Source organism: Streptomyces sp. GbtcB7 (genome assembly GCF_019091445.1).
In the GTDB taxonomy this organism is placed as follows: Bacteria; Actinomycetota; Actinomycetes; order Streptomycetales; family Streptomycetaceae; genus Streptomyces; species Streptomyces mirabilis.
The window spans coordinates 156,500-168,390 of record NZ_JAGXJM010000007.1; the positions used below are offsets into that span (position 1 = coordinate 156,500).

Sequence of the window (11,891 nt, forward strand, 5' to 3'; positions counted from 1 at the left end):
GCCTCCTTGTCATGAGCGCCCTTGGCTCGCGTCCACCGAGCCAAGAGGCCCTCGCAGTCTCTTGTGGTTACTCGGGAACTGTAGGAGAGTGGCCGCTGACCTGGAAGAACGCACTTTTCAGTGACTGGGGAACCTTATGGTGACCAAGCAGTTCAAGGGCTCGCCCGAGGATGCGGACCTGAGGCGCGCGGACTCTTTGGCGCGGGAGATCTTCTCCGACGTCGCCAACAAGTGGGCGTTCCTGATCATCGAGGCCCTCGGTGAACGCACCCTGCGCTTCACCGAGCTGCGCGACGAGATCGAGGGCATCAGCCACAAGATGCTCACGCAGAACCTGCGCATGCTGGAGCGCAACGGCCTGGTCGAGCGCCGCGTGCACCCCACCGTGCCGCCGCGGGTCGAATACACCCTCACCGAATCGGGCCAGGGCCTTCGCGCCACGGTCGACGCAATGTGCGGCTGGACCCACCGGTACCTCGGCCACATCGAGGCCGCCCGCCGCCGCTTCGACGCCTGACGGCCAGAGCACTCACACGCTCGCGTCCCCGCCTGGCGCCTTCCCGGTGCCCTCAAGGCGATTGGTCGACCACCGGGTAGGGGACGAACGTGCTGTCGTTCTCGTCGATTCCCAGTCGCGGCCGAGCGGGGGTGCGGCACGCTGGGGGCAGTCGGTGCGTTGGCAGCTGCGGCAGCCCATGCCGCTGGGAGTAGCGGCGGCGGCGTTGCCGAGGTCGAGTCCGTCGGCGTGGACGAGGCGTGCGGCGTGGCGGATCTCGCAGCCCAGACGGACGGCGTAGGCCTTGCCGGGTTCGCCCCAGCCTCCGCGGTGGCGGGTCAGGGCATGTGCCGTCCACAAGTAGCGCTGGCCGTCGGGCATTTCGGCGACCTGGACGTGGATGCGGCCGGGTGCCGCGAACGCCTCGTAGACGTTCCACAGGGGGAGGTGTCGCCGGCCCGGGAGAAGTGGAAGTCGGTCGCGGACTGCCGTTTGGACAGGTTGCCCGCCCGGTCGACCCGGACGAAGGAGAAGGGAACCCCGCGCAGCCGCGGGCGCTGGAGGGTGCTCAGACGGTGGCAGACGGTCTCGTAACCGAGGCCGTACCGGTCGGTGAGGCGTTCGATGTCGTACCTCACCTCCTCCGCCGCCGCGTGGAAGGTGCGGTAGGGCGGGATCAGCGCGGCGGCGAAGTAGGTGGCGATGCCGATCCGGGCCGGCGCGTGCGACGGTGAACCGGTGGGAAAGTCGGCGGCGGCGTGACGGTCGAGTTCGTCGCCGTACTCGAGCAGGGCGAGCTGGGTCGCCAGACGGAACGCCCGCTGACCGGGTCGCAGACGGCCGGACAGATGGAGAGTGCGGGACGCCTCGTCGTAGTGATGCAGGCGATCGCCGGATTCGGCGGCCGACCGCACGCCGTGCCCGTCGGCGAGCCGCTCGGTGAGCGCCTGGTTGCGACGCCCCAGGTCGAGCAGGAACGTGGCGCGTGTCCGGCAGGGACCGGGCCGCCCACGAGGCGGCCCTGGCCAAGGTCCGGCTGGACGACGGCGCGCGGCACCCAGGACGCGGCGCCGCTGGAGATGACGAAGTGGTTCGACACCAACTACCACTACCGGGTGCCCGAGTTGGGCCCCGACACCGTCTTCACGGCCGATTCCACCCAGCAGGTCGCCGAGTTGGGCCAAGCCCTCGGCGTCACCCCGCGCCCCGTCCTCGTGGGCCTCGTCACCTATCTCCTGCTCGCCAAGCCCGCGCCGGGCGTGGCCGCGGACTTCGATCCGCTGACGCTCCTCGACCGGCGTCCCGTGTACGCCCAAGTCCTCACCGGCCTCCGCACGGCCGGCGCCGAGTGGGTGCAGCTCGACGAGCCGGCCCTGGTCCAGGACCGTACGCCCGCCGAGCTGAACGCCGCCGCGCGCGCCTACCGCGACCTGGGCGGGCTCACCGACCGCCCGAAGCTGTTGGTGGCCTCGTACTTCGACCGGCTCGGTGACGCGCTGCCGTGCTCGCCAAGGCTCCGGTGGAGGGCCTGGCGCTCGACTTCACCGAGGCCGCCGCCGCCAACCTGGACGCGCTCGCCGCCGTGGGCGGACTGCCCGGCAGGCGCCTGGTCGCCGGTGTCGTCAACGGGCGCAACATCTGGGTCAACGACCTGGAGAAGTCCCTCGCCACCCTCGACACCCTCGTCAAGGGCCTCGGGGGCGGTACCGACACCATCGCGGCCGAACTCGCCCTTCCCCCAGACCACCGAACTGCGCACCGCGCGGGCGGACCTGCGCGCGGGACGGATCGACAGCGCCGGGTACGAGGAACGCATCAGGGCCGAGATCGGCGAGGTGATCTCCTTCCAGGAGAAGACCGGCCTCGACGTCCTCGTGCACGGCGAGGCCGAACGCAACGACAGGGTCCAGTACTTCGCCGAACAGCTCACCGGCTACCTCGCCACGCGGTACGGCTGGGTCCAGTCCTACGGCACCCGCTACGTCCGCCCGCCGATCCTGGCCGGCGACATCTCCCGCCCGGAAGCGATGACGGTGCGTGGGGAGTGGATGTCGTACACGCCGGGTCCGGCCTCGCGCGGGTAGCCGTGTCCGGCGAGTTCACGAGCGACCTGAATGTGGGAGCGGGCCCGTACCCGGCGCGGACCAGGCGGCGGCCCTGCTGTGCAAGGGACTTGAGGCCATCCCCGCAGAACGACTGTGGGTCAACCCGACTGCGGCCTGAAGACCCGCGCCTGGCCCGAGACCCGCGCCTCGCTGGAGAACATGGTCACCGCGGCCCGGACGGTCCGCACGGAGTTGTCCGCGTCCTGAGCCCGTACGACGGGCCGGGAGAGCACGCCCACCACTTTCCCGGCCCGCTGGCGACCCACCACACCACAAGCCCCGCGCACCACATGGAGGCCGGTGGCTCACGGGCGCCAGTACAGCGCGGGGTCGGGGTGATTGGTGAAGCCGAGTTCGCGGTACAGCGGTTCGCCCTCGGCGGAGGCGTACAGGTCCACTCGGGCGACCTCACGTTCCCCGAACCAGTCGAGCAGGCCCCGCATGATCGAGCGGCTGTGACCGCGGCGCCGGTACGACGGGTCGGTGACCACGCCGATCACATGCCCGATCCGGCCGTTGCGCAGGTGCGGGCCGGGCAACCGCTGCTCGATGGTGGCGATCCCACAGGCGGCCAGGCCACGGTCGCCGTCGCTGTCACCGTCACCGTCCACCACGAGGATGCGCACGGCATCCGCGGTCAGCTGTTCCTTCAGCACCACGGCCAGGGCGTCCAGCCAGTCGTCGTCCGCCGACGCGGGGCTGAAGAAGTGACCGCCGAGGTTCTCGAACAGCAGGGCCCGCAGACGTACGAGCTCCACCAGGTCGTACTCCACCGCCTGCCGCACGGCCGGCCCGTTTCCTTTGCGTTGTCCCATGCCGACCAGACTGATGTAATGGTCTTATGCACCTCAACCCTTACGGCGAGGATGCCGTGAACCTGGCCGCCGATCTGGCCAACCGACGCCCGGCCGGCGCCGAGGAGCTCGCGGACCGCTGCCGCGCCGCCGGGCTGGTGCTGGAGAACCCGGCCACCCCCCAGGACCTCGACCGCACCCAGGACGCGCTGGAGGCGTGGGAGAAGGTCGTCGACGCCACCGACGAACACGAACGCGCCGAGCTGCTCAACCGGATGCTGGCGGCGGCCGCCGCCCACCCGCGGATGACCAACCACGCCGGCAGCGGCTGGCACCTGCACTTCCGTGACGACCGGCAGACACTCGGTTCCGTACTGTTCTCACTCATCGCCGTGGGTACCGCACTGCACCTGACCGGACGAGGCATGCACCGCCTCCGACGCTGTGCCGTGAGCGAGTGCACCACGATCTTCGCCGACACCTCCCGCACCGGACGTCGGCGCTACTGCTCCCCACGCTGCGCCAACCGCGACGCGGTACGCCGCCACCGGGCACGCGGCGTTTGACGAGCGTCACGAGCTGCCCCTATCCCCCACGTGGCCAGTAGACCATCCTCAGGGATGAAGTCCGGAAGAACGCGGCCCCAGAGCCGATTCGGTAGATGTGGAGAGACACCGTGTTTTACTACGTGCTCAAATACGTGCTTCTGGGTCCACTGTTGAGGCTGGTGTTCCGGCCTCGGATCGAGGGCCTTGAGCACATACCGGCGTCGGGTCCCGCCATCGTGGCCGGCAACCATCTCTCGTTCTCGGACCACTTCCTGATGCCCGCGATCCTGAAGCGGCGCATCACCTTCCTGGCGAAGGCCGAGTACTTCACGGGGCCCGGTATCAAGGGACGGCTGACGGCCGCCTTCTTCCGCAGCGCCGGGCAGATCCCGGTGGACCGCTCCGGCAAGGACGCGGGCCAGGCCGCGATCCGCGAGGGACTGGGCGTGCTACGCAGGGACGAACTGCTCGGCATCTACCCGGAGGGGACGCGTTCGCACGACGGGCGTCTCTACAAGGGCAAGGTCGGCGTCGCGGTCATGGCGCTGAAGGCCGGGGTTCCGGTCATCCCCTGCGCCATGATCGGCACCTTCGAGGCGCAGCCGCCGGGCCAGAAGATCCCGAGCCTCCACCCCGTGGTGATCCGCTTCGGAAAGCCCCTCGACTTCTCCCGCTACGCCGGGATGGAGCACGAGAAGGCCATCCTGCGCGCCGTCACCGACGAGATCATGTACGCCATCCTCACCCTCTCCGAGCAGGAGTACGTCGACCGGTACGCGGCCGTCGTCAAGGCGGAGGAGGCGGCCGAGGTCGCGGCCCAGGCCCGCAAGTTCCCGCGGATGCCGTTGAGTTGAGAGACGCGCGGCAGGCAAAAGGGGCGGCCGGGATCCGGCCGCCCCTCTGTGCGCGGGGTGTTACGGGGTCGGCGTGGCGTGCGGGGTGCACGTCACATCGGCCGCGTCCGTCTTGCCCGTGAGCAAGTAGGAGTCCACCCGGGTGTTGATGCAAGGGTTGACCAGGCCGGTCACACCGTGCGAGCCCGCACCGTTCTCGGTGATCAGGCGGGAGCCCTTGAAGCGCTTGTGCAGTTCGACGGCGCCGGGGTACGGAGTGGCGGCGTCACGCGTGGACTGCACGATCAGGACGGCGGGCAGACCCTTGCCGGTCTTGACGTTCACCGGGGTCTGCTGCTTGACCGGCCAGGTCGCGCAGGGCAGGTTCATCCACGCGTTGGCCCACGTCATGAACGGGTAGCTCTTGTGGAGCTTCGTGTTGTCCTTGTCCCACTTCGACCAGCTGGTGGGCCACTTGGCGTCGGTGCACTCGACGGCCGTGTAGACGGCGTTGCCGTTCTCCGAGGCGATGTTGCCCGCGGTGTCGGACAGGTCGGGGGCGGCGGCGTCGACGAGCGCCTGGGTGTCACCGGCGACGTACTTGCTGAACGCCGTCGCGACCGGCACCCACGACGAGTCGTAGTACGGGGCACTCTGGAAGAAGGAGATCAGTTCGGCGGGGCCGACGACGCCACCGAGCGGGCTCTTCTTCGCGGTGGCCCGCAGCTTCAGCCACTGGTCCTGGACCTTGGCGCGGGTGTCGCCGAGGTGGAAGGCGGCGTCGTTCTTGGCGACCCAGTCCTCCCAGTCCTTCCAGCGGCCCTCGAAGGCGATGTCCTGCTCCAGGTTGGCCTGGTACCAGATGTTCTCCTTCGCCGGGTTGACGACACTGTCGACGACCATGCGGCGGACGTGGCCCGGGAACAGGGTGCCGTAGACGGCGCCGAGGTAGGTGCCGTAGGAGACGCCCAGGTAGTTGAGCTTCTTCTCACCGAGTCCGGCCCTGATGACGTCCAGGTCGCGGGCGGTGTTGGGCGTGGTCATCTGCGCCAGCATCGCCTTGCCGCTGCGCTTGGCACAGCCGTCCGCGTACGCGGCGGCGAGCTTGCGCTGGACGCGCTTGTCGGCCTCGGAGTCCGGGACCGGGTCGGCCTTGGGTGCCTTCACGAACTCCTGGGGGTCAATGCAGGAGATCGGGGCGGAGTGGCCGACACCGCGCGGGTCGAAGCCCACGAAGTCGTACGCCTTCGAGGTGTTCACCCACAGGGGGTTCTTGGTGGTGACGCGGCGCGGGAAGCGCATGCCCGAACCACCGGGGCCGCCCGGGTTGTAGACGAGCGCGCCCTGGCGCTCCGCCTTGGTCCCGGTGTTCCCGATGCGGTCGACGGCGAGCTTGATCTGCTTGCCGTAGGGGTGGGCGTAGTCGAGCGGGACGGAGACCCAGCCGCACTGGATCGGCTTCTCGAAGCCCCAGTCCGCAGGGCAGTCCTGCCAGTTGATCCCGGCCTTCGCGGCTCGGGCGGCGGCGATCGCCGCGCCGCGGGCCTCGCGGTCCTGACCGTGACGCGAGTCGGCGGTGGCCGACGGCGCCGCGACGGCTCCGGCTATCAGGGTCGCCGTGACGAGTGCTCCGGCCGAAGCGAACGCGGTCAGGCGTTTCGTCGGTCTCTTAGCCCTCAAGTGGGACCTCCCCGTACATCGTTGCGATTGGTACGGGGATCCTTTCGGCTGTGAGGTCCCTGAGAACAGGGGTGACCGGCCTTCTTTACCATTCCGATAACCGGAGCACCAAGTCCCGTTGAGCGGAGAGTACTTGTCGACTTATCGGTCGAGTGCGCGCAAGGCCCCGTCCAGTACCCGCCGCAGTCGCAGCGCGTCCGGCGCCAGGGCGCTCACCAGAGCCGCGGGCCCGGCGAGCGGCATGACGGCCGCGTACTCCCCCAACAGCCGCGCCTGCGGCGGCTCACTCTCGAACTCCGGTTGTACGACGAGGAGTTGCCCCAGGGCCCGATGCCCCCCGAGCCCCGCGGGACCGTCCCAGCCGCCGGGTGCGCCGGGACCGCACGACAGCTCCTGGTCCAGCAGCGGCCGTCCGTCGAGCCGTACGGTAAGACGACTGGTGAGCCGTCCGGGTTGCTCGCCGACGCGCCCGAGCACCTGCTCCTCCCGGAAGACGAGCCGAGCGCCCGACCGGAGCTCGACGCGCGAGGACACGTACAGGTCACTCCCCTGGGCGGAGATCAACTGCTCGGGCAGCCAGCGCAGTTCACCCCCGCCGGACACGTCGAGCCGCACATCGTAACGGGCCTCGCCCTTGGCCTGTCCCGGCAGGGCGATGGTCGCGGCGGCCGATCCGACGTGCAGCCGGGCCCCCTCCCCCACCTCCGCCTCCACGGCGAAGCGGTCACCGCCGAGCGGCCCGCTCATCGCCCCGACGAGCATGACGCGTGCTTCGTCCCCGCTCGCCCGGGTACGCCGCAGGGCGAGCGGCCCCTCTCCCTCCAGCACGGGCAGCGCGGTACCGCCGCGCCCGTCGGCCCGTGCCCCGATCCGTGCGGTGGCCCGCACTCCCGCTGTGGTCATGCCGTCCACGCGGCCAGCCGTTCCCGCACCCAGTCGGCGACGGCCGTCACCCCAGCCTCGGTGCGCAGCGACTGGAAGACGACGGGCAGCTCATCCCGCTGCGCCTTGGCGTCGGCGGCCATCCGCCCCAGGTCGGACCCCACGTACGGCGCGAGGTCGGTCTTGTTGACGACGAGCAGGTCGGCGGTGGTGACACCGGGCCCGCCCTTGCGCGGAATGTCGTCCCCGCCCGCCACGTCGATGACGAAGACCTGCGCGTCCACCAGTCCCCTGGAGAACGTCGCGGTGAGGTTGTCACCCCCGGACTCGACGAGGATGAGGTCCAAGGGCCCCACCTCGTCCTCCAGGTCCTCCACCGCTTCGAGGTTCGCGGAGATGTCGTCCCGGATCGCGGTGTGCGGGCACGCGCCCGTCTCGACGGCGGTGATCCGCTCCGGCGGGAGCACGGCCTCCCGCAGCAGGAACTCGGCGTCCTCCCGTGTGTAGATGTCGTTCGTGACGACCGCGAGCGACAGCTCGTCCCGCAGCGCCCGGCAGAGCGCGGCGACGGTCGCCGTCTTCCCGGACCCGACGGGCCCGCCGAGCCCTATGCGCAGAGCGCGCCGCGAGCCGTCGGGCCGCCGAGCGTCGGCACTGACGGCCGAGGCCCCGTCGTGGGAGTGATCGTGGTCGAGATGCATGATTTCGGCTCCAAACTGTTCTTCGGCCCGGGCCGGCACCATCCAGCCCGTCCGGCGTTTGAGGACGAGGCCGTTCAGGCCGATACGGGGGTCTGGGGGCGGAGCTCCCAGGGGACGGGAACGGGGGCGGTCCACCTACGACGCGAAGAGCCGTACAGCCCAAGCGGCATGCGCCTCCGCACTGATCTCCAGCAACGGCGCCGACGCCGACGGCAACGCGTCGACCCCACCGTCGACCACGTTCCGCGCCGCGTCGGCCGCCGCACGTGCCACGACGTCCAACTCCGGCGCGAGCCGGGCCAGCACCCCCGTGGCGTCGAACGGATCAAGGCTCAGCAACCGCACGGTCGCGGTCGCCGGACCGCTGACGCTCTCGTACGCGGAGCAGTACGCGGCGTCCTCGGGCCCGAGCCCGGCGGCCCGCGCCGCCAGCCCCAGTACGACCGGCTGGTGCGCTCCCTTGGGAAAGGCCCGTGCCAGCGCGTCGAGTTCCGCGGACGGCCAGGTCGCCCGAGCCGCCCGCATCAGCTGCCGCCCGAGCCGCCGCGCGGCGACCCGCAGAGCCGGCGACGGGGTGCGTGCGTCGGCGGCCGAGTCCAGCAGCGCCGGATCGACCCCGAGCGCGGCCGCCGCGGCCAGGGCGGCCGACACCAGCCCCGCCGTCTGCAGTCGCCCCCGGCAGAAGTCCTCCAGGCTCGCCGCCCCGCTGATCCGCCCGGCCTTGACCGCCGCCTCGGCCCCGCCGGAGTGGGCGTGCCCTCCGGCGGGGAAGCGGCCGTCGGCCAGGACGAGCAGTGCCGCGCGGGACATCAGAAGAGGAAGTAACGCTGGGCCATGGGCAGTTCGGCGGCGGGCGTGGCCTCCACCAGCTCCCCGTCGATGTGCACGGCGAAGCTGTCGGGATCGACCCGCACATGCGGCCGGGCGTCGTTCTCCCGCATGTCGGCCTTGGTCACCCCGCGCGTCGACTCGATCGCCACGAACCGCTTCCCCAGCGAGAGCCGCTCCGGCAGCCCGTCCTCGATGGCGAGCGGCGCCACGAAGTTGAACGAGTTCGAGGCGGGTGCCCGTCCGATCGCCCCGAACATCGGCCGGGGCAGGATCGGCTGCGGTGTCGGGATGGACGCGTTGGCGTCGCCCATCTGCGCGTACGCGATCTGCCCGCCCTTGATGACGAGCTGCGGCTTGACCCCGAAGAACGCGGGCTCCCACAGCACGAGGTCGGCCAGCTTGCCGGTCTCGACGGAGCCGATCTCGCGGGCGAGGCCCTGCGCGAGCGCCGGGTTGATCGTGTACTTGGCGACATAGCGACGTACGCGGTGGTTGTCCGCGCGCCCGTCACCGGGGAGGGCGCCGCGCCGCCGCTTCATCACGTGGGCCGTCTGCCAGGTCCGCATGATGACCTCGCCGACCCGGCCCATCGCCTGCGCGTCGGACGAGATGATCGAGATGGCGCCCAGGTCGTGCAGGATGTCCTCGGCCCCGATGGTGGAGGGCCGGATGCGGGACTCGGCGAAGGCCAGGTCCTCCGGGACGGCCGCGTTGAGGTGGTGGCAGACCATCAGCATGTCGAGGTGTTCCTCGGCGGTGTTGACGGTGTACGGCCGGGTCGGGTTGGTGGAACTGGGCAGTATGTGCGGCTCGGAGACCACGGTCATGATGTCCGGCGCGTGCCCGCCGCCCGCACCCTCGGTGTGGTAGGCGTGGATGCCGCGGCCGGCGATCGCGGCGAGCGTGTCGCCGACGAACCCGGCCTCGTTCAGGGTGTCCGTGTGGATGGCGACCTGGATACCGGTGCGGTCGGCGACGGTCAGCGCGGCGTCGATGACGGCGGGCGTGGAGCCCCAGTCCTCGTGCAGCTTGAGACCGAGCGCCCCGCCCCGGATCTGCGACAGCATCGCGTCGCGCGAGACGGTGTTGCCCTTGCCGAGCAGACCGAAGTTGAGCGGGTACTGCTCCATCGCCTCCAGCATCCGGGCGAGGTGCCAGGGGCCGGGAGTGACCGTCGTCGCCTTCGAGCCCTCGGCGGGACCGGTGCCGCCGCCGACCAGCGTCGTGATGCCGGAGGCGAGCGCCTCGTCGGCGATCTGCGGACAGATCAGGTGGACGTGCGCGTCGATGGCACCCGCGGTGACGATCCGTCCGTTGCCCGCGATGATCTCGGTCTCGGGGCCGATGACGAGGTCGGGGTGGACCCCGTCCATGGTGTCCGGGTTGCCGGCCTTGCCGATGCCGGTGATCCGGCCGTCGCGGATGCCGACGTCTGCCTTGACGATCCCCCAGTGGTCGACGATCACGACACCCGTGATGACCGTGTCCGGAGTGCCTTCTGCGCGCGTAGCGCGCGCCTGGCCCATGGATTCGCGGATGACCTTGCCTCCGCCGAAGACGGCCTCGTCACCGGCGAGCCCGGGGCCGCCGGAACGGTCCTCCTCGATCTCGATCAGCAGGTCGGTGTCGGCGAGCCGGATACGGTCGCCGGTGGTGGGGCCGAACAGGTCGGCGTACGCGGCGCGCGAGAGCTCAGGCATCGAGGGCACCTCCGGTCTCCCCGCGCAGGCCGGGCACAACACGGGCGCCGGTGAGCGGAACGAGTTCGACGTCGACGGGGATCCCGGGCTCGAAGCGCACGGCGGTGCCGGCGGCGACGTTGAGCCGCTTGCCGCGCGCGGCGGCGCGGTCGAAGTCCAGACCGGGGTTGGCCTCGGCGAAGTGGTAGTGGGAGCCGACCTGGACGGGCCGGTCGGCGGCGTTGAGGACGGTCAGCCGGGTGACCTCGCGGCCCTCGTTGAAGGCGACGGGTCCGTCGGCGAACAGGATCTCTCCGGGAATCATGGCTCTCGCTCCCCCGTCAGACGATCGGGTCGTGGACGGTGACGAGCTTGGTGCCGTCCGGGAAGGTCGCCTCGACCTGGACGTCGTGAATCATCTCGGGGATGCCCTCCATGACGTCGTCCCGGGTGAGGATCTTGCGCCCGGAGGACATCAGCTCGGCGACCGTACGGCCGTCGCGCGCGCCTTCGAGGATGTGCGACGTGATGAGGGCGACCGCCTCGGGGTGGTTCAGTTTGAGCCCGCGGGCCCGTCGCTTCTCGGCCACGTCGGCGGCCACATGGATCAGCAGCCTCTCTTGCTCATGCGGGGTCAGTTGCACGGCGTCCCACCTCACAGTCCTCGCTCCGGACCGTGCGGGGTCCGGTGGCCGCAGCCACCAAAACCCCTGGTGGCATGGATGGGCACGCTAGTTGGCCGTCGTTTCGAGGACGTTAACCGGGCTGTGGTCCACGCATGACCGACGTGGAGGCTCCCGGGCCGTCGTCGAGGCCGCCGCCCGGGACGAGGCCATGGGTCGGACCGTATACGGCGCGATGGCCGCCCGCCTTCGACGCGGCCGTCACCCTCACCGCCACCGCCGAAGGGACCCTACGAGGCGCCATGCCCCCGGTGCTCCGCCGCGATGCCGAAGCGCTGGCGCTCACGCGGGGCGGACCCGACCTCGCGGACGCTGGAGAGGGAGCTGACCACCTGCTCGTCGGCGGACTCCGGGAGTTCCTCGAGCCGCTCCAGGTCGGCGGCGGAGACCAGGGCGACGAGGGGCTTGCCGTGCCGTGTCACAACGACGCGCTCGCCCCCGTACACCACCCGGTTGATCAGATCGGCGAGCTCAGCCCTGGCTTGCGTCACCGGAATCTCGTAGGCCATGCCCACCAGCTTAGACCGGGCCCCCGGCACCCCCACAGAGCGGACGATCCCGTTCAGCTCCACCGAAAACGATCCGTGCGCACGATCAGGCGACCCTCTCCACCGGCGGCGCACGGGGATTTTCGCTGTCAGCCGAGCACCCTTCCGCCA

At 70.7% G+C, this 11,891-nt stretch carries 14 protein-coding genes and 3 pseudogenes; 6 read left to right on the forward strand and 11 right to left on the reverse strand.

What is annotated here, in order from left to right; genetic code table 11:
- Positions 1–136 precede the first annotated feature (136 nt).
- Positions 137–517: a helix-turn-helix domain-containing protein gene (locus KVT44_RS14105; protein WP_217567317.1), complete on the forward strand. Its 381-nt coding sequence runs from the start codon at positions 137–139 to the stop codon at positions 515–517.
- A 52-nt stretch (positions 518–569) separates the two neighbouring features.
- Here the strand turns inward: KVT44_RS14105 and KVT44_RS14110 are convergent.
- Positions 570–1,443: pseudogene (locus tag KVT44_RS14110) on the reverse strand (short-chain fatty acyl-CoA regulator family protein); the annotation flags it as partial.
- A gap of 132 nt (positions 1,444–1,575) precedes the next feature.
- Between KVT44_RS14110 and KVT44_RS61040 the strand changes: the two are divergent.
- Both KVT44_RS61040 and KVT44_RS61045 read left to right on the forward strand, forming a co-directional pair.
- A pseudogene (locus KVT44_RS61040) lies at positions 1,576–2,126 on the forward strand (5-methyltetrahydropteroyltriglutamate--homocysteine S-methyltransferase); the annotation flags it as partial.
- Positions 2,113–2,580 carry a hypothetical protein gene (locus KVT44_RS61045; protein ID WP_368857588.1) on the forward strand — a complete coding sequence of 156 codons (468 nt, stop codon included), beginning with the start codon at positions 2,113–2,115 and terminating at the stop codon, positions 2,578–2,580. The pseudogene KVT44_RS61040 and the gene KVT44_RS61045, both read left to right, overlap by 14 nt.
- Here KVT44_RS61045 and KVT44_RS61050 read toward each other — a convergent pair.
- A pseudogene (locus KVT44_RS61050) lies at positions 2,574–2,687 on the reverse strand (hypothetical protein); the annotation flags it as partial. The gene KVT44_RS61045 and the pseudogene KVT44_RS61050 overlap by 7 nt on opposite strands.
- 7 nt (positions 2,688–2,694) lie before the next feature.
- On the opposite strand from KVT44_RS61050, the gene KVT44_RS61055 reads away from it, so the two are divergent.
- Complete coding sequence (locus KVT44_RS61055) at positions 2,695–2,808, forward strand: hypothetical protein (protein ID WP_368857589.1); 114 nt, start codon at positions 2,695–2,697, stop codon at positions 2,806–2,808.
- 98 nt (positions 2,809–2,906) lie between these two features.
- On the opposite strand, the gene KVT44_RS14120 is transcribed toward KVT44_RS61055, so the two are convergent.
- On the reverse strand, positions 2,907–3,416 hold the full coding sequence (locus KVT44_RS14120; RefSeq protein ID WP_099924062.1) for a GNAT family N-acetyltransferase: 510 nt from the start codon (positions 3,414–3,416) through the stop codon (positions 2,907–2,909).
- 26 nt (positions 3,417–3,442) lie between these two features.
- Between KVT44_RS14120 and KVT44_RS14125 the strand changes: the two genes are divergently transcribed.
- Together KVT44_RS14125 and KVT44_RS14130 are read left to right on the forward strand one after the other, a co-directional pair.
- A complete protein-coding gene (locus KVT44_RS14125; RefSeq protein WP_099924061.1) occupies positions 3,443–3,961 on the forward strand; it encodes a CGNR zinc finger domain-containing protein in 519 nt (172 codons plus the stop codon).
- Positions 3,962–4,071: 110 nt separating this feature from the next.
- Positions 4,072–4,797 carry a 1-acyl-sn-glycerol-3-phosphate acyltransferase gene (locus KVT44_RS14130; protein WP_075025340.1) on the forward strand — a complete coding sequence of 242 codons (726 nt, stop codon included), beginning with the start codon at positions 4,072–4,074 and terminating at the stop codon, positions 4,795–4,797.
- A gap of 60 nt (positions 4,798–4,857) precedes the next feature.
- Here KVT44_RS14130 and KVT44_RS14135 read toward each other — a convergent pair whose 3' ends face one another.
- The 8 genes from KVT44_RS14135 to KVT44_RS14170 form a co-directional block, all read right to left on the reverse strand.
- Positions 4,858–6,456 carry an alpha/beta hydrolase gene (locus tag KVT44_RS14135; RefSeq protein WP_217567318.1) on the reverse strand — a complete coding sequence of 533 codons (1,599 nt, stop codon included), beginning with the start codon at positions 6,454–6,456 and terminating at the stop codon, positions 4,858–4,860.
- A 141-nt stretch (positions 6,457–6,597) separates the two neighbouring features.
- Positions 6,598–7,359, reverse strand: a complete 762-nt coding sequence (locus tag KVT44_RS14140; RefSeq protein ID WP_217567319.1) for an urease accessory protein UreD — start codon at positions 7,357–7,359, stop codon at positions 6,598–6,600.
- Entirely contained in the window at positions 7,356–8,039 is a 684-nt protein-coding gene (gene ureG / locus KVT44_RS14145; RefSeq protein WP_099924058.1) for an urease accessory protein UreG, read from the reverse strand. The genes KVT44_RS14140 and ureG overlap by 4 nt, the downstream gene beginning before the upstream one ends.
- Positions 8,040–8,174: 135 nt before the next feature.
- On the reverse strand, positions 8,175–8,849 hold the full coding sequence (locus KVT44_RS14150) for an urease accessory protein UreF (protein WP_217567320.1): 675 nt from the start codon (positions 8,847–8,849) through the stop codon (positions 8,175–8,177).
- The gene (locus KVT44_RS14155) at positions 8,849–10,570 is read right to left on the reverse strand and encodes an urease subunit alpha (protein WP_217567321.1); all 1,722 of its coding nucleotides are present in this window, start codon (positions 10,568–10,570) and stop codon (positions 8,849–8,851) included. Before KVT44_RS14155 ends, KVT44_RS14150 begins: the two co-directional genes overlap by 1 nt.
- On the reverse strand, positions 10,563–10,874 hold the full coding sequence (locus tag KVT44_RS14160; protein WP_054228979.1) for an urease subunit beta: 312 nt from the start codon (positions 10,872–10,874) through the stop codon (positions 10,563–10,565). Before KVT44_RS14160 ends, KVT44_RS14155 begins: the two co-directional genes overlap by 8 nt.
- 16 nt (positions 10,875–10,890) lie before the next feature.
- Positions 10,891–11,193 carry an urease subunit gamma gene (locus tag KVT44_RS14165; protein WP_054229180.1) on the reverse strand — a complete coding sequence of 101 codons (303 nt, stop codon included), beginning with the start codon at positions 11,191–11,193 and terminating at the stop codon, positions 10,891–10,893.
- A gap of 269 nt (positions 11,194–11,462) precedes the next feature.
- On the reverse strand, positions 11,463–11,741 hold the full coding sequence (locus tag KVT44_RS14170; protein WP_099925837.1) for a type II toxin-antitoxin system Phd/YefM family antitoxin: 279 nt from the start codon (positions 11,739–11,741) through the stop codon (positions 11,463–11,465).
- Between the last annotated feature and the right edge of the window lie 150 nt (positions 11,742–11,891).

Excerpts from the sequence above, each read along its gene's own strand:
- KVT44_RS14105 (WP_217567317.1), top strand. The coding sequence starts at position 137 with ATGGTGACCAAGCAGTTCAAGGGCTCGCCCGAGGATGCGGACCTGAGG.
- KVT44_RS14120 (WP_099924062.1), bottom strand. The coding sequence starts at position 3,416 with ATGGGACAACGCAAAGGAAACGGGCCGGCCGTGCGGCAGGCGGTGGAG.
- KVT44_RS14125 (WP_099924061.1), top strand. The coding sequence starts at position 3,443 with ATGCACCTCAACCCTTACGGCGAGGATGCCGTGAACCTGGCCGCCGAT.
- KVT44_RS14140 (WP_217567319.1), bottom strand. The coding sequence starts at position 7,359 with ATGACCACAGCGGGAGTGCGGGCCACCGCACGGATCGGGGCACGGGCC.
- ureG (WP_099924058.1), bottom strand. The coding sequence starts at position 8,039 with ATGCATCTCGACCACGATCACTCCCACGACGGGGCCTCGGCCGTCAGT.
- KVT44_RS14150 (WP_217567320.1), bottom strand. The coding sequence starts at position 8,849 with ATGTCCCGCGCGGCACTGCTCGTCCTGGCCGACGGCCGCTTCCCCGCC.
- KVT44_RS14155 (WP_217567321.1), bottom strand. The coding sequence starts at position 10,570 with ATGCCTGAGCTCTCGCGCGCCGCGTACGCCGACCTGTTCGGCCCCACC.
- KVT44_RS14160 (WP_054228979.1), bottom strand. The coding sequence starts at position 10,874 with ATGATTCCCGGAGAGATCCTGTTCGCCGACGGACCCGTCGCCTTCAAC.
- KVT44_RS14170 (WP_099925837.1), bottom strand. The coding sequence starts at position 11,741 with ATGGCCTACGAGATTCCGGTGACGCAAGCCAGGGCTGAGCTCGCCGAT.